Here is a 23,650-nt window from a genome sequence, read left to right as displayed (position 1 = left end):
TCAGTTGGCTTCGGACTCAGCCGACTGACGTCGGCACTCCCAATTTATGACGGTTCGGTAGGTGACTCAAGCACACAGACAGCCCGCCGATAATCAAGGGTCATGCGTTGGAAACGGGCAAGCAAGCGATTGCCAAGATTCGCCCGTCCCCCACGGCCAAAATCGCCGCGACCGCTCTCGGGGGCATCAAGTTCAATTGCTTTCAATTCAAACGGACCAAGGCGAAGGGCCGAGGCCACTCCGTGCAGCGTCGTCACCCGTTCGACAAACCCACGCCCTTCGTCCACCTCGGCTGTGCCGCGGCGCAAGCCAGCCAAATCCGCCAGATCCGGGCTCAGCGTGAGGGCCCCATTTGAACCGGTATCAATCGTCAAGAGGGGCAGCGGAAGGGGCACCGGATGGGCCTGATCTGGCTGGTTCAAGCAGAGCAGCGCAGCCCCATCAAGCGCTGGAAAATGTTCAAAAAAGCGCAATGGCAGAACCGCCCCGCCCGGCCCCGGCATTGGAGGTTCGAGATCCGGATGGCACAGGCGCAACCGGCCTGCGGCGTAATCGATGGTCAGTGTCAACTGGCTCAAGACATTATAGCCCAGCACAAGATCGACCTTAAATGGAGCTTGGCGGAGATCGAGCGCAACCCCGTAGAGATCGCGCAACTCAAGCTCACCGAGGCGCAGCCAGGGCAAAACGCTTTCGGTGAAATGCACGGCATCACTGGCTGCATCGGAACCCAGTGCAAAATCACCGAGGCGCAGATCGAGGCGCCGCGCCAGACTCAGATCAATCGCCGACGGATCAGTGCCCGTATCAAGGAGCACCGTCAGCGGATGCCCGCCTGGCCCGGCGGCCACACAGCGGATCACCTGAGGTGCAAAGAGCAACGGCAGTTCAGCGATGCCGCTCGGTGGAAAATGCAACGTGGTGTGATCATCCAGCATAGCTTCTATGATACCACAGCGTCCCGGTCTTCCAGTTGATGTGTAGGGCTCCTCGGTAGCGCCAGCACAAAGCCCCCGCCTTACGGTATTCTCGTAAGTGCTCCCGGTATGCGCGACACGGGCGAGACCTCACAGGTCTCGCCGACCTTGTGTGAGAGGCCGCCCTCCCCCGATGGGCAGGCGCGCCGGAACGAAAGATCTGTGAGGCCTGGTCGAGCGGATTCATTTCTGGAAGACCATCAGCCCGACGGTGCTCCGGTCAGGTCGACGTTGCATCAGCCTAGATCTGGCGCGAATGCGCAGTTGAGCCTCGTACCTTTTTGTAGTACAATTCGGGTAACGTGAATAAAGTAAAATAACGCTGAGCGTTACCCATTGTAACTCCATCATTGTCGCTAAGGGTCTTCGTTATGGACGCTAGTTCTCCTTCTGATCCCGCTACCCCACTGGGTTCGCTCCCGCTTGATGATCTCCATAGCCGCTGTGAAGCCCAACTCGCTGCCTTTCAGCAATCACGCGACAACCGTCAGGATAGTCGCAGCTGCGAAGAAATTCTGCGCCGTGCGGCCAACCGCGACGAGGCTGCCTTTGAGCGGCTTTGGCTGATCAGCATTCCCCTCGTACGCAAACTGTGTCCAGCTCGGTGTCGTCCAGATCTGGATGACCTGCAGCAGGAGGTGGCGATCAATCTGTTGCGCAAATTTCGCCACCTGACCTCACCGTATCAGGCGCGTTCGTTTGCGGAATACCGTACCTACTTGCATACGACCGTCTTTCACACCTGCCTCAAAATGCCCCGCCAATCCCCGAACATTGCGCTGGAGGCGTTGCGCTTCGAGCCAGGCCAAGCAGCGACCGATACCGTGATGCGCCACGCCTTCTACGAACGCTGCCTCGTGTTGCTGCCTGATGAGTTGCACCGCGAGGCGTTTCGCCGCCGCTTTGTGCTCGATGAAGATCCCGAGACGATCGCTGCGGCTCTGCGTGATCGCGATGCCTCGCTGACGATCAAAGTTGTCTATCGCCTGATCGAGCGCTCCATTAAGCTGCTTGCTAAGTTGCCTGAGGTTGGTGACATGCTTGAATCTGATGGTGGAAATGCGTTGTAAGTCTGGTTTATTTTGCTAATTGGATGGTGTGCTAGGGAGGGCGGCCTCTCACACAAGGTCTGCCCGAACTGTGAGGTCTAGTGGCACGATCATTCTGCTCGATGCCCGCGCATGCGGGCATGACAAGGGAACTGGCTTGGCGCACTGGTCGTTCCCGCGTAGGCGGGAACTCAGTCGCATCCAGGCCCTTCAGTGGGCCAAACCACCAGCCCGTGTCGCGCATACCGGATTATGGACCGAAGAACCATAAGCTGGCACTCCTGAGACACAAAGCATCTAGGATTGCTATCTACCTTATGCAGGGAACGTTCGTATGAAGAATAAACCGCTTGAACCTGGGGATTTGTTGGCGTATCTCGATGGTGTGGCGCTGCCGCATGTTGAACAGGCTCTGGAGGCCTCAGCCGAGGTACGGCAGGAGCTTGCGCAACTGCGTCGCGTAGAGCAACACCTTCACGAACGCTTGGATGGCTTGTCTGTCCCTGAGCCCCAGGATCTCGTTGATGTGGCCACTGGTCAGGCGACGCCGCAGCAACAGCTCCGTGTTGCGGCCTATGTGCGGGCTAATCCCCGCGCCAAAGAGACGTTCACCGAACTCTTGGCGCTCCAGAGTCAACCAGCCGATCGGCCCGTCCGCTTCAGGCTGCCGCGTTTTGTGGCGCTGCCGCAGTTGCTTGGCGCTGGCATGCGCAGCATCGCGCCAGTTGTGCCCGATCAATCCTTCTACGCGAGTGAACTTGCCGTCCAGATTGTGCTCCGCCTGCCGCCGCCAGAGAACGATTACTGGCGGATCGAGGGCTATGTGACGCACCATGATCAGCCTGCCCCTGACGTGCGGGTGCGGCTCCGTGGCGATCAGGCGCGGCCCCGCCCCCGCACGACTGATGCGGACGGCTTCTTTACCTTTACGCGTCTTGCTGCGGGCACGTATCTGGTCCAAGTGCATTTTGCCGAGGGGGTGGTGCTGCTCCCTGCGATCAATCTCTCCCATGCTTGAGGCGATGCTGCCATCACTATGGGCGACCCAGGGTGAGCCGACCCGGATCGCCGCGTGGTTGGCAGTGAACCTGGTCGATCCGCTGGCGCTCCTGGCTCAGTTGCGGGATACGATTCTTGACCTGCTCGATGCCGGGGCTGTTTCCGAGGTTGAACTGGCGGTGGCGTGTGCCTGGGCCGTGGCGCAAGCAACGCAGCATCCCGAGGCCACGGCCCTCGCGCACTGGTGTCATGGGTTGGCACTGCTCAATCGCGAGACCAGGCCAGCTTTGAGCCACCTCGATGCCGCCTATGCCTATTTTGTGGCGCAGGATCGTCGGCCTGAACAGGGGCGCTTGCTGATCGGACGGGCTGGCTTGTTGGGGCAACTCGGTCGGCTCGACGAAGCGCACACGGCGATCAGGCGCGCAGCTGAGTGCCTGGCAGGAGCACCGGACGCTCAGAATCGCCTGCCTGCACTCTACATGAACCGGTCTGATATTGAAGGACGGATGGGCCACTACGAGGCTATGCTCACGACGGCCCGCGAGGCCGAGGCGCTGGCCGTGAGCCATCACCAGCCCGCAGCGCAAGCCGAGGCGCTGATTAACCAGGCGTTTGCGGCCCTCTTCCTGGGTCAATTTACGCAGGCGGAAGCGACGCTCGAACGTGCAGGTGCGGTGGCTGAGGCATGTGGCTCAGCCGAACTGCGGGCGCGTGTCGCCGTGAACCAGGCGCGCTTGGCGACCTATCGTGGCGAGCTCTTCACCGCGCTTCGCCTGCTGGATCAGGCCCGTACCGATTTTGCCACGGCACGGATCGAGCTTGACCAGGCGACGGTGGCGCTCGAAGAAGCGGTGCTCTTCGAGCGCCTGCAATTGCCCCTCGAAGCCCGCCGTGCGGCGCTCCAGGCGGCCCATATGTTTGAGCAAGCCGGGTTGCTTCAGGAGGCGGTTGAGGCTATTCTGTCTGCGGTGCGGCTGGCCCTGGCCCTCGATCAGAACGCCCTTGCCCGCCAGGATCTTGCGCGTGCGACGGCGCTCGCCATGCAGTCCCCGTTGCCGCCGGTGCTCCAGGCGTTGCTCCAGGGTTACACCGCCCATCCGCGCTTTCAGCGTAACGCTGCTGAACGCCGCCTTGCCCTAGCCCAGGTGGCGGCGGCTCAGGCGACCATCGCGGATGCCGGGGTGCTGGCCGAGCAGCTCGAGCTGGAGTTACTGGCGGCAGCCTTGACGCAGCATGCCAGGGCAGCTGTGCGACGCTATCAGCACCTGGCTGACATGGCCCGTGAACATGGACTCGATGGCATCGAGCAGCGCGCCCTGGTTGGGCAGGCCCGCCGGATGTCTGCCACCGAAGCCTGGGTGCCCCTCCAGCGTGCGGCCGATCTGGCTGCGGCAACCCGGCGGATGCTGCCGAGCGAAGAGTTGAAGGCAAGCTATCTGACCGGCACGGCTCCGCTCTATGCTCACCTGATCAGCAGCTATCTGCAAGCCGGGCGCCTCGAGGCAGCCGTGCAGAGCCTGCTCGAAGCCAAGGGCGGGATCTGGGCTGAGCTTGCCGCACCGAGCGCCGACTCACTTCACGCGTCACTGCTCCAGGATCCAGCCTGGCTCAGCGCCAAGACCGCGTGGGACTACTGGCGGGCGCAGATGCATCCCGAGGATGAGCTCGCCTACCAGACCCTCTGTGCCGAGCGGATCAAGCAGGCCGAGACAACCCTGCAAAGCCTGGCCCGCCAGCACCTCCGCCAGCGTCCCGTGCAGACCCTCCCCGCGTTGGCGTCGATCCAGCAATGCTTGCCGTCCACCAGTGTCGGCGTCGAGTACCTCGTTGCGGACGGGCAGATCTGGGCGTTTCTGCTGACGGCTGACGCAGCGGTGCGCCAGGTGGAGCTTGGTTCGGTGGCGCAGGTGACGCAACTGCTGAGTCGGCTGACGCTTCAGCACCATGCGTTGGGGCATTGTAGCTCGCCCGCACAACAGCAGCGCATGGCAACGGGCCAGCTTGCCGCCAGCGAGCGGTTATTGGGTGAGCTCTACCACCTGCTGATCGCGCCGATCATTGCCACCTTCGCTGCCGACGTGAACCAGGTGATCATCGCACCGGATGGGCCGCTCTACAGTGTGCCATGGGCGGCGCTGCGCGACCACACCCAGGCTGCTTCGCGCTACCTCGACGAAGAGTACAACCTGCACCTGATCCCCTCACTTGCGCTGCTTGCGATGCCACCTGTACCCCAGGCCACGGGAACGCCCTTGCTGCTCGGTTGGGAAGGTCAGCCCGCCCTGCCTTATGTCGTCGCCGAACTGGCGGCCATCCAGCGCCAATTCCCGTCAGCCCGTCAGGTCTACCCAGCTCACCTGCGTGATCTGCACTGGGAAGAGCCGCCGACCTTCCTGCACCTCGCTGTTCACGGCCAGGTCAACCCCTATGCCCCCTTGCTCTCCCAGCTCAGCCTGGCCGACGGCCCGCTCTTGCTCGCCGACGTGCTCAATGTGCCACTGGCTGGCACGGCGCTGGTAACGCTCAGTGCCTGCGAGACCGGCACGACCCCGGAACGAGGCGGGGTCGCGCTGGCGCTAGCGGGGGCCTTTTTGAGTGCAGGGGCACGGGCGGTCGTCGCGAGCTTGTGGCCGGTGCATGATCAAGCCACCAGCCTGATGATGGAACAGTTCTACCAGGGGCTCGCCGCTGGGCAGAATCCGACCGAAGCCCTGAGCGCTGCGCGTGCGGCGGTGCGAGCCATGGGCTACGCCCATCCCTATTACTGGGCCGCGTTTCAACTGTTGCTGCGTGAGGGAACGCCGACTGTTGCCGTAGCGCTACCTTACATACTCTGAAACAAAGGGACTCCTATGAGGCGCTCCACCCACCCTGCTAGCCTGCTCCTGCTCATCACGCTGCTGATCGTCCTCTTGTCGTCACCGTTCACCACAAGCGCTACCGTCCAGGGTGTACCCGAAGAAGGGCTGCCTCCCGTGGATCAGCAGGTTGCGGCGACCGCTGACCAGGCGATGATGTCACTCGCGGCCCCGCTAGCCCCGCCGCCCCTGCCGCGCTCGTGCATCCGTGGGGCGGCCCTCGACAGCTTCGCCGCCGTGATCTGCTGCGTCAGCGGCTACGTCTACCTGAATGGCGTGCCGATTGCCGGGGCCGAGGTGACGATCAGCGTTGGTGACCGCACCTTGACGACCCAGACCCAGCGCGGTGAGGCGGGTGGCTTGCCCTTCTTCGCGGCGCTGCTCAGCGATAACCTTGGCGATTCCAGTGTGCTCCAGGCCAAACCGGGCGACACCGTGACGATCACCGCCAGCGCCGATGGGCAGAGCAAAAGCGTCAGTTTCATCGCCCAAGAGGGCGGCCAGCAAGTTGATGTGGTGCTGCCCCAGCGTACGGTAGAATCGGCCTGGACGCCAGGGGAAATCCCATCGCGTTACAGTCACGCCATGGTGTACGATGCCGCCCGCCAGCGCATCGTCCTTTTTGGCGGGAATAGCGGGGGTGGTGTGCTCAACGACACCTGGGAGTGGGACGGGACCAACTGGCTGCGGATCACCCCGGCGGTGAGTCCACCCGCTCGCCATAGCCATGCCATGGCCTACGATGCCGCTCGCCAGCGCGTGGTGCTCTTTGGTGGCTTCGTATCGAGCATGAACTACCTCAATGATACCTGGGAGTGGGACGGGACAAATTGGACGCAGCGTTTCCCGGTTGATAGCCCATCGGCGCGGTCTGATCACGACATGGCCTACGACAGTGCCCGTCAGCGCACCGTCCTTTATGGAGGCAGTGGCGGTGTGGCCAAGATAGACACCTGGGAGTGGGATGGCACAAACTGGATTGTGCAGACACCGACCGCACGTCCCGATGTGTATTGGGGCCATGCCATGGCCTATGACGCAGCCCGTCAGCGTGTCGTTGTCTTCGGTGGTATGAACGGGAGTACGTATAACAACGATCTCTGGGAGTGGGATGGGACAACCTGGCTCAAGCTCTTCCCAATGAACAAACCCACCGCCCGCCGCAATCATAGTCTGGCGTACGATGCCGTGCGGCAGCGCATCGTTCTCTTCGGCGGTCACGACACCTATAACAATTATTACGATACCTGGGAATGGGATGGTGAAAGCTGGCACGAGCGATCGGCGGTAGTCAGACCTGGGTCTACCGGTGGGGCCATGGCTTATGATGTTGCACATCAGAAGATGATGCTTTTTACCAGCCAATCCGGCAACATGAACAGCGAAACCTGGCAGTGGGATGGCACCAACTGGGAGCGCAGCGCACCAATCCTGAGTCCGTCGGCGAGCACTGATGATAGTCTGGTGTACGATCCACGCGATCAGAAACTCTTGCTCTTTGGCGGCTACCATCGTAATGCAACCTGGCTGTGGGATGGGCAAAGCTGGCAACGCGCCCAACCAGCCACGAGCCCCCCGGCTCGCGATGAATATGGGATGGTCTACGATAGCGCCCGCCAACAGCTTCTCCTCTTCGGCGGCAGTGGGCGCAATGACACCTGGGTTTGGGATGGGCGTACTTGGACCGAGCTCAAGCCTGCCAGTCAACCATCGGCCCGAACTGAGCACGCGATGGCCTATGATCCCGTCCGCCAGCGCATCGTGCTCTTTGGCGGTACGGTTGGTCTGACGCGCTTGAACGACACCTGGGAGTGGGATGGCACTAACTGGACGCAGATTACTCCTGCTGTGAGTCCCACCGCCCGTGCCGAGCATGCGATGGTCTATGATCCTGTTCGTCAACGGGTCGTGCTCTTTGGCGGACATAGCGGCAGCCTGAACAATGACCTTTGGGAATGGGATGGCACAAATTGGACGGAGCGTACCACTGATGTACGGCCCCTCGCCCGATCAAACCATGCGATGGTCTATGATTCTGTTCGTCAACAGATCGTCCTCTTTGGCGGCCGGAGCACGAGGAATCTGAATGATATGTGGCTTTGGGACGGCACCAACTGGAGCCAGCAGGCCCAGGCTTTTAGTCCCACCGCACGTTCCCGTCACGCTATGGCCTATGATCCCATCCGTCAGCGCATCATCCTGTTTGGTGGCCTTGATGGCAGCAATACGATTGGTCTGACCGACACCTGGGAATGGGACGGCACGCGTTGGCGCATGCTGCTCACGCATCCGCTGCAACGCCCCGGCGCGGCGCTGGAGTATACCGTGAACGGGGAGAGTCTGCTCTTTGGTGGCAAAACCGCTGATGACCAGACCTATCTCTGGGATGGGCAGCGGATGAAGCTGCAAGCGCCGACCAACGCACCGCCAACGGCGCGTTCGGGCCATCGCCTGGCGCGGGATAGCGACGGTGGGCAGGTGCTGCTCTTTGGTGGGCTGAGCAACAGCAACAACTACCTTGATGATACCTGGCTCTGGGAGAGTGCGTCGGCCAATTGGCTGGTGCAAGCGCCGGCGACCAGTCCCACGGCCCGCGCTAACTACGGCCTCACCTTCGACCCGACGCGCAATGTCTGGCTGCTCTTTGGCGGGCAGGATGCCAGTGCCTACCTGGGCGACACCTGGGAGTACAACGGGACGACCTGGACGCAGCGTAGTCCGGCGACGAGTCCACCAGCGCGGGGCAAAGCCACGCTTACCTACGATCCGGCGCGGGGCCGGGCAGTCTTGATCGGTGGGCAAAATAGCCGCGGCCTTCTTGATGACGTGTGGGAGTGGGATGGCACCAATTGGATTGATGTCACGCCGACGCTGCGCCTCACTGCCCGTAGTGGTCACGCCGCGACCTTCGACAGCGTCCGCAGCGCCGTCGTGGTCGCGGGTGGCACCGGCCCGAGCGGTCTGCTCAGCGACACCTGGGATTGGAACGGAGACTTCTGGCGCGAGCGGGCGAGCGTGCCTACCCTTCCGGCGATGACCAACCTGTCTATGACCTACGACCCGGTGATGGATCGGATCGTCGCCATCGGTGGTGAAGGCCAGTCGAGCAGCATCGAAGGCGTATGGCTCCATCGCGCCAGCGGCAGCCTCGTGCGCCCGTTGCCAGTCGCAACGATCAACCGCATCTTGCCGCGTGATGCCAGGCAGGGTGTTGATACCATCCGCTTTGAGGGGACGGGCGCCGACTCTGATGCGACGGATGTGATCAGCGCCTATCGCTGGATGCTCAATGGCAGCGTGATCACGACCGAGCGCAGCTTCAGTCGTGCTGCCGCCGATCTTCCTGTGGGCGTGCATACGATCAGCTTTGCGGTACAAGACGACGAAGGCGACTGGTCGCCCACCGTCGAGCAGCAGATCATCATTCGCGACGGCGGCGGGGGTGGGTATGGAACCCAGAGCTGGACATTGCTGATCTACGCCGCCGCCGACAACAACCTCGACCCGTGGATGGGCGAGAATGCAGCCCTGAACGGCATGCTCTACCGCTTGCAGAAGGCCGGGCCGCAAGCCAACGTGCAAGTCGCCGTGCTCTATGACGGGCCGGGGGTCAATGATACGCGGCGCTACACCCTCGATGCTGCGGGTAACTGGGCGTCCGTCAACCTCATCGAGGCGCGGATGGATGAGCCTGGCACCCTGCGCGACTTCCTCACCTGGGGTTTTACCAATCTGCCCGCTACTGACCACTACGCCCTGGCGATCGTCGATCACGCCAATGGCATTGTTGGCATTGCCCAGGACGAGACCAGCAAGGGGGAGAACACACCAACCCCCTTCCTGACCTCGCTCGAGGTGCGCGCCGCCCTGATCGAAGCGACCGATGATGGCGCACGCAAACTCGACCTACTCTTCTACGATGCCTGCTCGTTCGGTCTCTTCGAGAACGCCGCAATTGCTGCGGGCCTGGCCGACTTCGTCGTCGCGTCGGCGAACACCGCCTGGGGCATCTTTGCCTACGATCACTACCGCCAGATGCTCGGTCATGCGAGCGACCCGCGTGATGCAGCCGTCAAGATCGCGCAGCACTATGCGACAGCCATCAATGCCGAGGCGCTGCCCTACACCATTGCTGCCTTTGACCTGGGCCATTTTGCCGAACTCGAAGCGGCGCTCAGTGCGCTCGGCCAGAGCCTGTTGAACTACGTGCAAGCTGATCTCGAGCCACGCCGCCAGGCGCTGCGTGAGTTGCGCAGCACCGTGCAGAAGTATGACTCAGGGCAGGGTTTGCCCTTCGAACCCGACAACGAAGACAGCTACGTGGATGTAGTGGATTTAGCCCGCAAGCTACGCGATGGCATCCCGGATAGCGCGGTGCAAGCCGCTGCCGAGCGGGTGCTGGCGGTAGCCGAGCCGAGCAACCAGCGTTTCGTGGCCTACACCTCGCGTGCGAGTCGCTCCTTCCAATATGTGGATGTCTACCAGGGTGGCGAACGCACCTACAACGTGCAACTCGACAACGCCCATGGCCTGGGGCTCTTCTATCCGCCGCGTTCGAGTAGCAACGTGCAGAGCGCCTTCATAAACTACGTCGAGCACCGCCTCTTTCACATTACCCGCGACAACGGCTGGACACGCTTCATTGGGCAGGGGTTGCTCCCGCAGCAAGGCAACGATCCACCGCCGCTGGTGAGCGATGTGTTGATGCCACCGTTCATTCCGCCGAACCTTGGCGCGAGCCAGCGGATCTTTTTGCCACACGTGGTGCGGTAGCGCTTGCACTCAGCGTATGAGTGTGTGACCGAAGTTTGCTGCTTTGCTCGCGATAGTGTCACGCTGAGTACTAAATGGCCCGCGGGCCAGTGGTGCCGAGATAACATCCTCGGATGTTATCAGGAGCGATAGGGCGCAAAAGCTCAAGGGCTACGAAGTTCCCAGACGAATCAGTCATTACCATCCAGACCAGCCAGAAACCCGGTGAGCACCCCTTGAAATAAGCGTGGGCTTTCGATCTGTGGAAAGTGTCCGCAGCGGGGCAAGACGACGAGTTGCGCCTTTGGGATTTCGCTGCGGGCCACGTAGCCGCACGCTTCGACCGGAAAGACCTGATCGCTCTCACCCCAGACAAGCAGGGTCGGCATCGTGAGTTCGCCGAGGCGGGCACGCAACCCGGTGAGCCCGAGATCAGTCGCGGCATACTGGCGACTCAAGGCGGTCAACGCACGCCGATTATCTGCCCCGATCAGGGCTTCCCGTCCGCGCTCGAGGATCTCGGCGGTGAGATGGCGTTCGGGATCAGCAAACGCCGCCGTGAGCAGCATTCGCACCATGCGAGGCTGCGCCGAGAGCCAGAGGATCGCCGGGCCGACGAGCGGCCATCCTCCCGCCATGGTCAAGCGTGATGCTTCAACAAAGCCATCTGAGGCAACGAGTACTAGCCCATTGATGCGCTCGGGGTGCAACACGGCGGTTGCCAGGGCGTATTTGCCCCCCATCGAATGACCAATCAGCGTCGCTTGGGTCGCACCACTCTGCTCAATAATGTCCGTATAGATCCGCGCCATCAACGCCAGCGAATAGGGCGCATCCCCCGGCTTGGCCGAGCGCCCAAACCCAAGCGCATCCACGGCCATTGCCCGGTAGCCCATGTTGGCCACCGCCGCCACCGTAGGCCGCCAATCTTCGCCTGAACCAGCAAACCCATGCAACAACAGCACGAGTGGGCCTGTACCTGCCTCCAAAACATGGATCTTATAACCAGCGATCGTCACAAAGCGACTATGCATAAGTGCCTTTCAAAATTTGACGCAATGTAGGTATAATATACCAAGTTTGCAAACACGTCTTGGCTATGTCTGCCGGGCGAGGGCTGATGCAACGTCCGTATTTTGTCACCCTGAGCGCAGCGAAGGGTCTCGTCCTGATGAGGCGGAAGATGCTTCGCTGCTCTCAGCATGACCCGTGGGCAGGGACGTTGCATCAGCCCTGCGTCGACCTCTGAGTCGTCTGTCAACGAAGTTTTCTTCTACCAGCGGGGGCTTCGACAGGCTCAGCCTCCGTCCGTTCTCCAAGCCCATTGCCCGCAGTTGGCTGAGCTTGTCGAAGCCAATCCCTATGTCAGACCACTTCGTTGCGCCTTTGCGCCTTTGCGTCAAAACAACCGCCTTCTTTGCAAGGTAGCGAAAGGATCTGAGCATATGATCGGCACATCCCTCCCGCGCCCAGATGCAACTGGCAAGGTGACGGGGGCGGCCCGTTATCCAGGGGATTTGATCGAGCCGGGGATGTTGCACCTGAAGGTTGTGTTTGCCCATCGGCCCCATGCACGCATTGTGCGCCTGGATACAACGGCGGCGGTGGCCTATCCTGGTGTGGTTGCGGTGCTCACGGCGGCTGATGTGCCCCATAATGCCTATGGCCTGGTTGAACCTGACCAGCCGGTGCTCTGCGGTGAGGTGGTGCGTTTTGTCGGCGACCGGGTGGCCCTGGTGGTTGCGACGAGCCGCGAGGCCGCCGAGGTTGCCGCAGGCTTGGTTGAGGTTGCGTATGAAGATCTGCCGGTGCTCGCTGATGCTGCGCTGGCGCTCACGCCCGATGCACCCCTGATCCATCCCGAACGGGGCACCAATCTGATCTACCATTGCCCGATTCGCAAAGGCGACGCCGAGGCGGCCCTGGCAACCGCCGATCTCGTGCTCGAAGGCGAGTTCTCGACCGCCTGGCAGGAACACGCGTTTCTGCAACCCGAGGCGGGCATTGCCTACGTTGACGAAGACGACCGCGTCATCATCCACACCGCCGGCCAGTGGCTCCACGAAGATCGCCGCCAGATCGCCGAAGTGCTCGGCTTGCCCGAAGCGCAGGTGGTCATCCGGTATGCGGCGATTGGCGGTGCCTTCGGGGGGCGCGAGGATCTTTCGGTGCAGCATCTGTTGGCGCTTGCGGCCTGGAAGCTGCGTCAGCCTGTGGCAATTGTCTGGAGTCGTGGCGAGTCGGTGATGGCGCATCACAAGCGCCACCCGGTGACGATCCGCTGTCGCTGGGGCGCGATGCGCGATGGGCGCATTGTGGCCGTGTCGGCCACGGCGATCGGCGATGGCGGGGCCTATGCGTCAACCAGCCAGGAAGTTATTAAGTGTGTCGCGCTCTTTCTCACTGGCTGTTACGAGGTGCCCAACATCCACGTTGATGCCTACGCCGTCTATACCAACAACCTCCCTGCCGGGGCCTTTCGCGGCTTTGGCGCGCCACAGGCCCAGTTTGCCAGCGAAGTGATGGTGACCCGACTTGCCCACGCGCTCGGGATGGATCCGCTTGAACTACGTCGGATCAATCTCTATCGTGAGGGGAGTCTTGAGCCCACGCAGCAGCCCTTGCCTGCGGGGGTCAGCGTGCGCACCTGTCTCGATACCTGCCTCACGACGCTCGCGACGCTGCCCGCACTGCCGCCACCTGCCGCGCCGCACCTCAAGCGAGCCTGGGGCTTCGCCTGTGGCATCAAGAATCTCGGCTACTCCTTTGGCTTTCCCGAGCAAGCCACGGCGACCGTTGAATTGCACGGGGCAGCCACCATCGCGCAAGCCATCGTTCGGATTGGCGCCGCCGACGTTGGTCAGGGGACGCATCTCATCTTGCGCCAGATCGCCGCCGAAGCACTCAACGTTACCCTCGAGACCGTGCAACTGATCGCCGAAGACAGCGCCGAAGCCCCCAACGCCGGCTCGGCCTCGGCTTCGCGGCTCACGATGATGGCGGGGCGTGCCGTGCATGACGCCGCACTCGGTGCACTACGCGAATGGCAGAACGAAGAGCGTCCGGCGAGGATCACGGTGCAATACCGCGCTCCCGCGACGACCCCGCTCGACGCGGTAACCACTGCGGGCAGACCGAACTATGCCTATGGCTACGCCGCGCAAGCCGTCGAGGTTGAAGTTGACATAATAACAGGGCAGATCCGCATCGTGCGCATCATCAGCGTTCACGACGTAGGACGAGCCATCAACCGCCAGCAAGTCGAAGGCCAGATCGAAGGCGCCCTCGCCCAGGCGCTTGGCTACACTCTGATGGAGCACTTCCAGATGCGCGAGGGGCGCGTTGCTACGCCCGGTCTCAGCACCTATCTCATCCCGACGATCCTCGACACGCCCCCGGAGATTATCTCGGTCATCCTCGAACTCGCCGACCCCGAAGGCCCGTACGGTGCCCGCGGCATGGCCGAACTGCCCCTGATCCCCTTTGCCCCCGCCGTCGCCGACGCCATCTACAACGCCACCGGGGTCTGGCTCAGTGACCTGCCCTTCACCCCGGAACGGGTGCTGCGTGCGTTATGCCCGTAGTCGGGGCGCAGCAGCAGGAGGGGCCGACGGTGCAACTGCACCATCGGCCCCTCCTGCTGCTGCGCCCCTACGAATGCGCCGCGACGACGCCCCGATGTTAACGTGACACGTATGGTAGGTAGACACGCTGCTGGGTTGCTGGCATGCCCACGATCACCGTCTCGACGCCGGTATTGATCGCTTCGTTGGTGTCGAAGATGATGTCGGCGTCGTTGTTGATGAACGTCCCCAACGGCACGTCCGGCTTGATGCGTGCCTCGAAGGTGACATAACCTTCGCCGCGTCCGCTGCCGTCGTTGGGCGGCAGGAAGCCGGCCAGCGCATCCTCGGGGTAGTCGCCGGTGCGCGGATCGCGGGTGATGAAGCTCCAGGTCAGTTCACCTGAAAGCGCGTTGACGTATCCGTTCACCTGCACTTCGAGCGTCGTCGTAACCTCTGGGCGGTAGTCGGGAACGACGATGGAGGCGCTCGCGGGTACGGCACTGCTCACGAATTGGAGGGGCAGGCTGTAGCGATCAAAACCCACCTCGAGCAAGCGCACCGAGGCCCAATCCAGCTCAGTCGGTAGTTGGTCGACAATGAAGACCTCTTGCGCCGGGGCGGAAGCGCTCGCCATATTCTCGAAGTAGATCGTCCAGCGCACGAGGTCGCCGGGCATTGCGTACTGGCGCCAGGCCTCTTTGGCATTGGGATCCCACGATGTCACAATGACGATGATAATCTCTTCGATGACAATCTCGCCCGGATCAACCGGTGGTTCTGGTTCGACGATCGGCGGTGGGTAGCGCAGGGTGTCATGAAAGCGTGGGCGCGGGCGCAGCCAGTTCCATGCGGGGTCTTCCGGCCATTTCACAAAGATCTTGAAGCTGTGGTCACGCTGCCTGGCCCAGTCGGCAATGCTCTTGGGTCGTCCGTCGCCATCCGGTACGCCCCAGCTTGTGGCCCAACCCAGCGGTGCCACCTCGGAGCGCAGCGCGTCGGTGGGCGAGGTGGGCACGATGATGACCGCGCTGCGTTCTGGGTCGAAGGTCGAACGGGCATAGCGGATCAGCGCCGGATCGGCGGGCGGATTGAGCCAGACGGCTCCGGCGCGTCCTCGCCATCCCTTCACGACTTCCAACCCGAGGTACATCCCGGCGTCGCGTGCGATGACCACCGTGGTGTCCAGGTTGAGCGTCTTGCCGGCGCTATTGAGTGCGCTGCGCAGCTTTTGCGCCGCAACAATGCCCGCCAGCGTTGGCCCGTTGGCGCCAAACTGATTCCGGCACTGGGTGATGCTGAAGACCATCCCGGTCGAAATTTTCGCTCCAACCTCCCAATCGATCGCGATGACGTTGCCCTCACCAGCCACCGTCTCGAGAACCTCTCGCATGCCGCTGGCCCCCTGGTGCAGGCCGTGGATCACGATGAAGGTGGGCCGGTCTTCATCAAAATTCGCGGCGTTGAAGCCTTGCAGGTCAACATCAGCCACCGGATCGTAGTCGTAGGTGTAGTAGTTCTCCGTTCGGCTGTTGCCGCAGACCAGCTTGATCGCCCCGGTGGCCTGGCTGAGTTCGGTGGCAGCAGCAGCCTGCGGCGCAGGCAAGGTGGGGAGCAGGGCGTTGTAGAACCACTGAGCCAGGGTCGTATCGGGCGAGGCCGGCATGCTGATCCAGGCGGCCTGGTTGGCATATTGGTTGATCTGCCGGATCACGCTGCCCCAGGTGTTGCCGAAGGGGGCGATCGTTGCCGCCCAGTTTGTGCTCCAGCTTGCGGGGGCGGGACTCGGGCGCAGATCGGCCTCGATCCCGGCCCAGTCAAACGGCTCTTGACTGCGCTCGGTAACGGTCTTCACCGTAAGGCCAACTGACTCGTTGCTCGTCACTTCAAGATAGACCGGGACGCGCACGGTTTTTCCTGGTGGCAACAGGCCATAGGGTGCTTGGTCATTGAAGCCGAAAAGTCGAACCTGACGCTCTTTTTCACCCTCGGGCCACAGCGAGATCAGCGCATTGGTGGCATCTACCGTGATGTATGGGGCTGGGGCCGGCACATTGCCGGTGCTGGTGTAATGCACGTAGATAGTATAGCGGCGCAAGGCGCGTACGAAGGTCGGTCGCTCGATGCGCACCTCCACCTGAGGATTGGGCGGCTGCACCTCAATCGCGCCGGTCACAACTTGCTGGCTGCTGTCGGGCCAGGTGACGCAGAGGTTGTAGATCCCCGGTGCAACGCCGCTCAGATCCATGCTGAGGCTGCCCAGGCTGGGGCTCAAGGCGTTGAGTTTGCCGGATCGAATGGTGGGGTTGCCCGTGTTGCACAGCGAGGCATCAATCTCGTTGAAGCTAAAGAGCCCATGAACTGTCAGGCTACTCTCTGTCGGCCCGTGGACGCGCGGTGTCACGGCGGCGATGCGGTTCTGGGTGTCGAGCAGGGTGACAGCATAAACCGCGCTGCTGCTGCCCAATTCAGGCAGGATGGTAAAGAAGTGGTTGCCAGCGCTAGCCGCCGGCAGGCTGAGCAGATAGACGCCTTCGATGGGCGCGTAGGCCGCAACATCGGCGTCGGCAAAACCAGCCCAGGGCAATGCGCCCAGGCGCCCTAGCAGCGCAACGCGGGCCGCACCATTGACCGGGCGCACCTCCAGCAGCAGGTTCTCGCCCCCGGCGGCCTGGTAGACAAAATCGTACAACTGGCTGGGTTCAATGGTGCGCTCAACCGTCTGGCCCAGCACGAGCGGTGTGGGCGTGCGTCCGCCCGCGTCTGGCCTCGCGCTGCGCAGCCACCCCTGGTAGAGCACGCCATTGCTAACGGGGTCGCCCTGACCGCCGGGATTGGCCGCATGGGTCGGGCCGCTCGGGTGGTTCCACCAGTTGCCAAAGGCGCGTACCGGCCGGGCCGGGCTGTTGTTCGTAACGGCGGTGGCGTTGCCGCTGAATTGACTGTTGACGATCGTGCCGCCCGCGTTGTTCGCCACGCTGACGCCGGTGGTGTTGCTGCGGAAGGTGCAGGAGTCGATCAAGAGCCGGGCCTGCGTGTTGAGACCCTGGGCCGCATACTCCACGACACAGTGCTGCAGCCGGGCCGCGCCGTTCGGGTAGAGGTAGAGGTATTGCCAGTCGCCCGCCCTGGGCTCGGTTACGGCGCTGGTGAAGCGGATCGGCTGACCAGGCGTGCCCTCGGCGATCAGGGTTGACGCCGCGCCCGGCCAGGTGCTGAGCCAGCCGCCGCTGCGGAAGCTGATGACCGAGCCGGGTTGCACCGTCAGGGTCGTCCCGGTGCCGATGTAGTGCTGGCCCAGCGAGAGCATGCCCTCGACGAGGCCCGTGCTGTCCAGCGTGATGTCGCGGGTGGTGCTACTGCTGGGCACGAAAATGGCGTTGACCTGGTTCGTGCGCAGGCGCAACTCCCGATAGACCGGCTGCATGTCCAGCGTGGTCTGGTAGATCGCGGTGCTGCTGCGCTCGATCGTTACCCGCTCCAGGGTCGGCGTCAGGCCGGCACCGTTCAGATGGATGCCATAGCCGCTGGTGTCGCGGATGGTGCAGTCGCGCACGCTGACGTCGGACGACTGGATCTCGATGGCAGTCAACCCGCCGGCAAACTCGACGATGCAGTGCTGCAGCCGGGCCGCGCCGGTCGGGTAGAGATAGAGGTATTGCCAGTCGCCCGCCTGAGGACTGGTTACGGCGCTGGTGAAGCGGATCGGCTGACCAGGCGTGCCCTCGGCGAGCAGAGTTGACGCCGCGCCCGGCCAGGTGCTGAGCCAGCCGCCGCTGCGGAAGCTGATGACCGAGCCGGGCTGCACCGTCAGGGTCGTCCCGGTGCCGATGTAGTGCTGGCCCAGCGAGAGCATGCCCTCGACGAGGCCCGTGCTGTCCAGCGTGATGTCGCGGGTGGTGCTACTGCTGGGCACGAAAATGGCGTTGACCTGGTTCGTGCGCAGGCGCAACTCCCGATAGACCGGCTGCATGTCCAGCGTGGTCTGGTAGATCGCGGTGCTGCTGCGCTCGATCGTTACCCGCTCCAGGGTCGGCGTCAGGCCGACACCGTTCAGTCGGATGCCATAGCCGCTGGTGTCGCGGATGGAGCAGTCGCGCACGCTGACGTCGGACGACTGGACTTCGATGGCTGTCAACCCGCCGGCAAACTCGACGATGCAGTGCTGCAGCCGGGCCGCGCCGGTCGGGTAGAGATAGAGATATTGCCAGTCGCCCGCCTGAGGACTGGTTGCGGCGCTGGTGAAGATAATCGGTTCGTCCTCTGTCCCCTCGGCGATCAGGGTTGACGCCGCGCCCGGCCAGGTGCTGAGCCAGCCGCCGCTGGTAAAGCGCACCTCCACGCCTGGCTCAATCGTCAGGGTCACACCGGCCCCGATATAGGCCTGGCCGACAATGTACGGGCTATTGGCCCTGGTCCATGTGGTATTCTCGGTGATGTTGCCCGTTATCACCGTCTCGGCGGCGACCGGGCTTGGAGTCAACACGCTAGCCAGCAGGGTTGCCAAGATCAGCAACAAGAGGCTCCCAACATAGCCTAGAAGCGTTCGGAAAGCGAGATAGCGCTCGGTCATGGCAAACTCTCCTTTGGGGCTGGCGCAGGTGGCGTTGGCAACGGCCAATCCTGCAACACATGCAGCAATTCGGTGGCGGTATGAAACAGTCGTTTCTCGCCCGTGCGCGGATGCACGACAAAGCCGTGCGGTTGCCCGTCCGCCGTCCACCTGATCCGCACAATGTAGGCCTGGTAATCCATGTGCCGAGTGTATAATGAAGATGTTGACAACGAACAAACAGACCTGTGAACAGGAGGAGGCCAAGCGTTGGCCACCGTGCTTCGCCGCCCACTGCTGCTGGAAAAGATCGTCGCTTTGCTGGAAGAGGGGCATCTGTTCATCAATGCTCCGGCAGGGTACGGCAAGACTATGCTGCTGCAAAGCCTGCAGACCGAACGTCCGCTCACGCACCTCATCGCCCTTACCCCAGCCGATAGCGATCTGGCCGTTCTCGCGGCACGGTTAGAGGCGCTGCGCCAGCCTGAAAATACCCTGCTGCTGGATGATGTCCACCACCTGTTGACGGCCGATGGAGCCATCCAGTGGTTGCAGCAGCAGATGCGCCAACCGCGTCCTCGCTGGATCCTGGCCGGGCGACAGCCTCTGTTTGCGGCCACCGATCTGGCGCTCTACGGGCGCATTCATCAGCTGAACATGGCCGATCTCGCCTTCACCGAGCGTGAGGCACGGATCTTGCTGGGCGACGGGCGACCGGAATTGGACGCATGGCGTCAGCGTTTGGAAGGGTGGCCGCTCGGCCTGGGCTTGCTGAAAAATCTTGGTGCGCTTGCCAACCCACAGCCCATCGCTGAACAGCAACTCTTTGCCTACCTGACCGAGCAGTTGCTGGATGCGCTTCCCGCGGAACTGAGGCGCTTTATGCTGGTCACGGCGGTGCCACTCACGTTCAACGTGCCCCTCGCTGCGCACCTCTTGCCCGCGAGCGATCCCACCGCAGCCATCCAGATCCTGCTGACGCGCAACCTCTTTCTCTACCAGGATGAGCCTGACGGTACCTATCGCTATCCCGATCTGGTGCGCACGTTTTTGCGGCAGCAACTCCCCTCGGCTGAGCGCGACGCGCTTGTGATAACCGTGATCGCCTGGCTGCAAGCCGGTGGTCAGCTCAGCGCAGCGATCGAACATGCCCTCGAGGCGGGCCTGGCGACACAGGCGGCGGATCTGCTCGCCTTGCCAGAAGCCTTTGCCGCGATGCGCGCCCACGGCCATTTTCTCACGCATCACCGCTGGTTCACGGCTTTGCCGCCAGCGCTTGCCGCCGAACGGCCCTTGTTGTGGCTGCGCAATGGCGCAGCCCTGTTCCACCTGCACGCTCGCCGCCGCGAAGCGTGGGCCTACCTCGAACATGGCGTCGCCCTAGCCAAGCAGCACGACCATATGGACGTTTACCGCCTGGGGCTGCGCTACATGGCCTTCGTTCACGGCGACGAAGGGCGCCTCCGCCAAGCCCTGGCGCTCTACCAACAACTCATTGCAAGGCCCGATCTCGAAGTTCCGCAATACATCGCCGCGTTACAGGATATGATTGGCTTGCACGCATCGCTGGCCCAATTTGATCTCGCCCACTACCGCTATCGCCAGTTGCAGGAACGGCAAGCCACCGGCGAGACGACCGGAACGATCATTGCCGAAATCAATCTTGCTTCGCAGGTGCTCACGGTGCAAGGGCGTTGGGCCGAGGCCCACGCGCTGCTCACCGACGCACTGCGCAAAGCCGAGGCGCGCAACAACCTTCAAGACGCAGTCTTCGTCCGGCGTAACCTGGGCCATCTACGGATGGAACAGGGCAATTGGGCCGGGCAGCGCGAAAATCTCGTGTCGCTGGACGCGCTGCTGAGTCGCCTGGAACTGCTTGATGAGCGGATCGACTGGATTCTGCAGCATGATCGGAGCCTCCTGGCGGTGGCCGAGGGCCGGTTCGCCGAAGCCGCAGCGCTGTTGCGTGGCCGGAGTCAAGCCGCTGATGCAATAGACTCACCGCAACTGCGCCTGCTGTATGCAACGGCACGCGTCTGGCTCGCCCGACGCCAGGGCGACTACGAGATCGCCATCCAAGGAGCCGACGCGGCGCTGACCGACGCGACCGAATTTCCCTATCTGCAGGGACGGCTGGCGCTCGAGCGGGATCTTGCCGTGTTGCTCGCCAGCTTGCCCGACGGCGATCTGAGAGGCTTTCGCTTCACACCGCAGAGCCGTGCCCTCATCCCGATGCGTGCCCGCGCCGAACTGGTGCGACTGCGCATGGCCCTGGCGCTAGTTTGCTGGCGCCTGGGCCACCCGCGCTGGCGGCGTCTGGCCCAGCGGGTGCTGGCCGAGGGGCAACGACCATATTTCAGCCATCTCCTCACCACCCGTGATCCAGAACTGGCAGCCGAATTCTGGAAAATGCTGCTGGTGGAAGCGCTCGCCCCCGAACGCGCTATCGCGGCCCTGCGCACAATCGGGCAGAGTGGCCCCCTCTTCCCTCTGCTGCACCACGCGAACGCGGTGATCCGGCATCGTACAGCGGAGGTGCTGATGCAACTTGGCGACGAGCAGGCCATGCCGACGCTGACAACGGCGATCGCCGCCGAAACAGACAACGCCGTCAAAAAGACGCTGGAACGTGCCCTGGAAACCCTGGAAGCGCTGCCGCCGCCGCCTTTGCAGATCAGGCTGCTCGGCGACTTTAGCCTGCAACGGGGCGAACAACACTACCGCACCGACGCTTTTCCCCGCCCGATTGTTGCCCGCCTGTTGCAATACTTTGTCCTCTACGCCGGCAAACCCATCCCACGCGACCAGATTCTGGAAGCTTTGTGGCCGGAAGGCGATCCCGAGAAAGCCGCCGGGATCTTGCGCACCCTCAACAGCCATCTGCGCACGGTCTTAGATCCATATATGCGCCCGCGCGGCCCCAACCGCTATATCGTTGCCGAACGCAACAACTACTACTTTGACCCGTACGGTGTCGTCGCGAGCGATCTCTCCTCATTTACCCGAGAAGTAGCGCAGGCTTTGGCACTAGGCGCATTAGACCCCACTGAACTGGCTTCCCTTGAACGCACCCTGACCGCATACGCGCCCTTGCTGCCCGATCTACCCTACGCCGACTGGCTGATCGAGCCGCGCCAACGACTCGACGATCTCTATCTCGAGGGCTGTCTCTGCCTGGCCGAAGGCTATCTGACGCAACGCGCCTGGCATCCGAGCGAGCTCTGGCTCCGGCGTGCGCTCCGCGCCGCCCCGTGGCTCGAGCAAGCGTGGCAACTGCTCATCCGGCTCTATGCGCGCCAAGGCCAACGGGCGCGGGCGTTACAGGCCTATCACGAAGCGACCGCTGCCCTGCATCAAGAACTGGGTGTGGGCCTCTCCGCGTTGACCCATTGGCTCTATGAACGGGTTGAGCGCGGCGAGGCGATCTAATGATCATGTTCCTCCTATCCAACAGGATAGCCCGTCTTCTGCCGTGTAACCTTATACTGCATGCTATGGACAGCTTGACAGATTCTTGTGATACGTGCAGACAAGTGCGGTCCACGCTGGACAGCAAAGGAAAAGGCTATGTTCCCCCTATTCGTCGAATTACTCCCGATGATCCTTGGCAACATCCTGGCCCCCCTCTGGCTCATCATTGTCCTGTTGCTGCTCGCCAGTCCGAACGGTCTGCTCAAAGCCTCTGCCTTCGTTCTCGGCATGACCCTTACCCGCGTCGCGCAGGGGGTGCTCTTCGGTCTCGTCTTGGGCTCCTCAGACAAGGCGGCGGAGGGGGATGGCCTCGTGGCCGCGACGCTGAAACTTGTGCTTGGCATCCTGCTTCTGATCGCCGCGTTCAAGAAATGGCGCAAGGAAGAAGATCCTGACGAGCCACCACCCAAATGGATGCAGTCGCTTGAACAGGCTACCCCGCTCAAGGTACTGGGCATCGGCGCACTGGGGATCGCGATCGGCGCGAAGCTCTGGGCGTTCACTCTCTCTGCTCTTGCCGTCATCAACGAGGCAGGCCTTGACCGAACCGACGCAATCATCGCGTACGCGGGGTACATCTTCTTCGCGCAGATCTTGCTCATCCTCGCCCTGCTGTTCGCCGCAGTTGCGCCAAAGCAGTCCCAGTCAGTCCTTCAGCGTGCGAATACCTGGCTAACGACCTACAATCGTCCGATCTCCATTACCGTCACACTTGTGTTTGGCCTGTTATTCACCTGGAACGGCGTGAGTGCCTTCCTGGGTGGATAGATGTTGTCTGAAAAGAGGTTGCTTACGATGTTGACCATGCGCGGCCTCAGCGCCCTGCTGCCCTGGTTGGATGGGCTCTTGGCTACCTCGCTCGTCCTCCTGCTGAGTGCAGTGAGCATCGCCTACCAGGGTGGCTTCTTCAAGCGCACCAGGTCTCAGGCGAGGCCTTACAGGTCTTGAAGACCTGTGAGGCCTCATGCGGGTTTATTTTTATAGATGAAAGTCGCCCTTCCAAAAAGGAGAAGCGCACCACCCTGGACGAGGGGAGGACACGCGCCAGTACGTTGCAACTGGCGCTGAGCGATATTCGCCAGGCCCTCACCTTCTGGTCGACCGTCAGTACAACCGCCATCACCGCCCTGCTAGTGCTCTTTGCCCTCGGCCAGATCAGCCTTGCCGCGCATGCCTGGGGCTCGATGTTCGGTCGGCGGAAGACTCGGCAGTAGGGTCATCCGTCGGCCCAAAGCATCATCGTACCCCACAACAGAAGTTATGGAAGCGGATATGGCCCAGTTGTGGCGGTTGGGGTCGGCGACGGGGTCAGCGTTGGCGTTGGGGTCAGCGTTGGCGACGGGGTCAGCGTTGGCGACGGGGTCAGCGCCGGGGTGTCCCCTTGATGGATGATAGGTAGATACGTGCAGGAGCCAGGCATAGGATA

General features: G+C 62.5%; 11 protein-coding genes. 8 read left to right on the top strand and 3 right to left on the bottom strand.

Going from position 1 to position 23,650, the window contains the following annotated elements; all coding sequences use genetic code 11:
- Nucleotides 1–44 precede the first annotated feature (44 nt).
- On the bottom strand, nucleotides 45–938 hold the full coding sequence (locus A9Q02_RS07710) for a retropepsin-like aspartic protease (RefSeq protein ID WP_097651778.1): 894 nt from the start codon (nucleotides 936–938) through the stop codon (nucleotides 45–47).
- 410 nt (nucleotides 939–1,348) lie between these two features.
- On the opposite strand from A9Q02_RS07710, the gene A9Q02_RS07705 reads away from it, so the two are divergent.
- The 4 genes from A9Q02_RS07705 to A9Q02_RS07690 all read left to right on the top strand — a co-directional run bounded on the left by A9Q02_RS07705 (nucleotide 1,349) and on the right by A9Q02_RS07690 (nucleotide 10,659).
- The gene (locus tag A9Q02_RS07705) at nucleotides 1,349–2,047 is read left to right on the top strand and encodes an RNA polymerase sigma factor (protein WP_097651777.1); all 699 of its coding nucleotides are present in this window, start codon (nucleotides 1,349–1,351) and stop codon (nucleotides 2,045–2,047) included.
- Nucleotides 2,048–2,360: 313 nt separating this feature from the next.
- On the top strand, nucleotides 2,361–3,044 hold the full coding sequence (locus A9Q02_RS07700) for a carboxypeptidase-like regulatory domain-containing protein (protein WP_097651776.1): 684 nt from the start codon (nucleotides 2,361–2,363) through the stop codon (nucleotides 3,042–3,044).
- A gap of 4 nt (nucleotides 3,045–3,048) precedes the next feature.
- A complete protein-coding gene (locus tag A9Q02_RS07695) occupies nucleotides 3,049–5,865 on the top strand; it encodes a CHAT domain-containing tetratricopeptide repeat protein (RefSeq protein ID WP_172450771.1) in 2,817 nt (938 codons plus the stop codon).
- Nucleotides 5,866–5,880: 15 nt separating this feature from the next.
- Complete coding sequence (locus tag A9Q02_RS07690) at nucleotides 5,881–10,659, top strand: Kelch repeat-containing protein (RefSeq protein WP_097651774.1); 4,779 nt, start codon at nucleotides 5,881–5,883, stop codon at nucleotides 10,657–10,659.
- 170 nt (nucleotides 10,660–10,829) lie between these two features.
- Here A9Q02_RS07690 and A9Q02_RS07685 read toward each other — a convergent pair whose 3' ends face one another.
- Entirely contained in the window at nucleotides 10,830–11,672 is an 843-nt protein-coding gene (locus tag A9Q02_RS07685) for an alpha/beta fold hydrolase (RefSeq protein WP_097651773.1), read from the bottom strand.
- A 411-nt stretch (nucleotides 11,673–12,083) separates the two neighbouring features.
- On the opposite strand from A9Q02_RS07685, the gene A9Q02_RS07680 reads away from it, so the two are divergent.
- The gene (locus tag A9Q02_RS07680; RefSeq protein WP_097651772.1) at nucleotides 12,084–14,222 is read left to right on the top strand and encodes a xanthine dehydrogenase family protein molybdopterin-binding subunit; all 2,139 of its coding nucleotides are present in this window, start codon (nucleotides 12,084–12,086) and stop codon (nucleotides 14,220–14,222) included.
- 97 nt (nucleotides 14,223–14,319) lie between these two features.
- Here the strand turns inward: A9Q02_RS07680 and A9Q02_RS07675 are convergent, their stop codons facing one another.
- Nucleotides 14,320–18,774 carry a right-handed parallel beta-helix repeat-containing protein gene (locus A9Q02_RS07675; RefSeq protein ID WP_097651771.1) on the bottom strand — a complete coding sequence of 1,485 codons (4,455 nt, stop codon included), beginning with the start codon at nucleotides 18,772–18,774 and terminating at the stop codon, nucleotides 14,320–14,322.
- A gap of 258 nt (nucleotides 18,775–19,032) precedes the next feature.
- Between A9Q02_RS07675 and A9Q02_RS07665 the strand changes: the two genes are divergently transcribed.
- The 3 genes from A9Q02_RS07665 (at nucleotide 19,033) to A9Q02_RS07650 (ending at nucleotide 23,438) form a co-directional block, all read left to right on the top strand.
- A complete protein-coding gene (locus A9Q02_RS07665; RefSeq protein ID WP_245860446.1) occupies nucleotides 19,033–22,182 on the top strand; it encodes a winged helix-turn-helix domain-containing protein in 3,150 nt (1,049 codons plus the stop codon).
- 138 nt (nucleotides 22,183–22,320) lie between these two features.
- Nucleotides 22,321–22,992, top strand: a complete 672-nt coding sequence (locus A9Q02_RS07660; RefSeq protein WP_097651768.1) for a GAP family protein — start codon at nucleotides 22,321–22,323, stop codon at nucleotides 22,990–22,992.
- Nucleotides 22,993–23,168: 176 nt separating this feature from the next.
- Entirely contained in the window at nucleotides 23,169–23,438 is a 270-nt protein-coding gene (locus tag A9Q02_RS07650) for a hypothetical protein (protein WP_097651766.1), read from the top strand.
- The last annotated feature ends 212 nt before the right edge of the window (nucleotides 23,439–23,650 follow it).

The organism is Candidatus Chloroploca asiatica (genome assembly GCF_002532075.1).
Taxonomy (GTDB): Bacteria; Chloroflexota; Chloroflexia; order Chloroflexales; family Chloroflexaceae; genus Chloroploca; species Chloroploca asiatica.
The sequence above is the reverse complement of the archived record's forward strand: the minus strand, read 5'-3'. Positions and strand labels throughout refer to the sequence as shown.

Bases quoted from the DNA above. Each gene is read 5' to 3' on its own strand.
- A9Q02_RS07660 (WP_097651768.1), top strand. From the start codon at position 22,321: ATGTTCCCCCTATTCGTCGAATTACTCCCGATGATCCTTGGCAACATC.
- A9Q02_RS07700 (WP_097651776.1), top strand. From the start codon at position 2,361: ATGAAGAATAAACCGCTTGAACCTGGGGATTTGTTGGCGTATCTCGAT.
- A9Q02_RS07695 (WP_172450771.1), top strand. From the start codon at position 3,049: ATGCTGCCATCACTATGGGCGACCCAGGGTGAGCCGACCCGGATCGCC.
- A9Q02_RS07705 (WP_097651777.1), top strand. From the start codon at position 1,349: ATGGACGCTAGTTCTCCTTCTGATCCCGCTACCCCACTGGGTTCGCTC.
- A9Q02_RS07685 (WP_097651773.1), bottom strand. From the start codon at position 11,672: ATGCATAGTCGCTTTGTGACGATCGCTGGTTATAAGATCCATGTTTTG.
- A9Q02_RS07680 (WP_097651772.1), top strand. From the start codon at position 12,084: ATGATCGGCACATCCCTCCCGCGCCCAGATGCAACTGGCAAGGTGACG.
- A9Q02_RS07675 (WP_097651771.1), bottom strand. From the start codon at position 18,774: ATGACCGAGCGCTATCTCGCTTTCCGAACGCTTCTAGGCTATGTTGGG.
- A9Q02_RS07710 (WP_097651778.1), bottom strand. From the start codon at position 938: ATGCTGGATGATCACACCACGTTGCATTTTCCACCGAGCGGCATCGCT.
- A9Q02_RS07690 (WP_097651774.1), top strand. From the start codon at position 5,881: ATGAGGCGCTCCACCCACCCTGCTAGCCTGCTCCTGCTCATCACGCTG.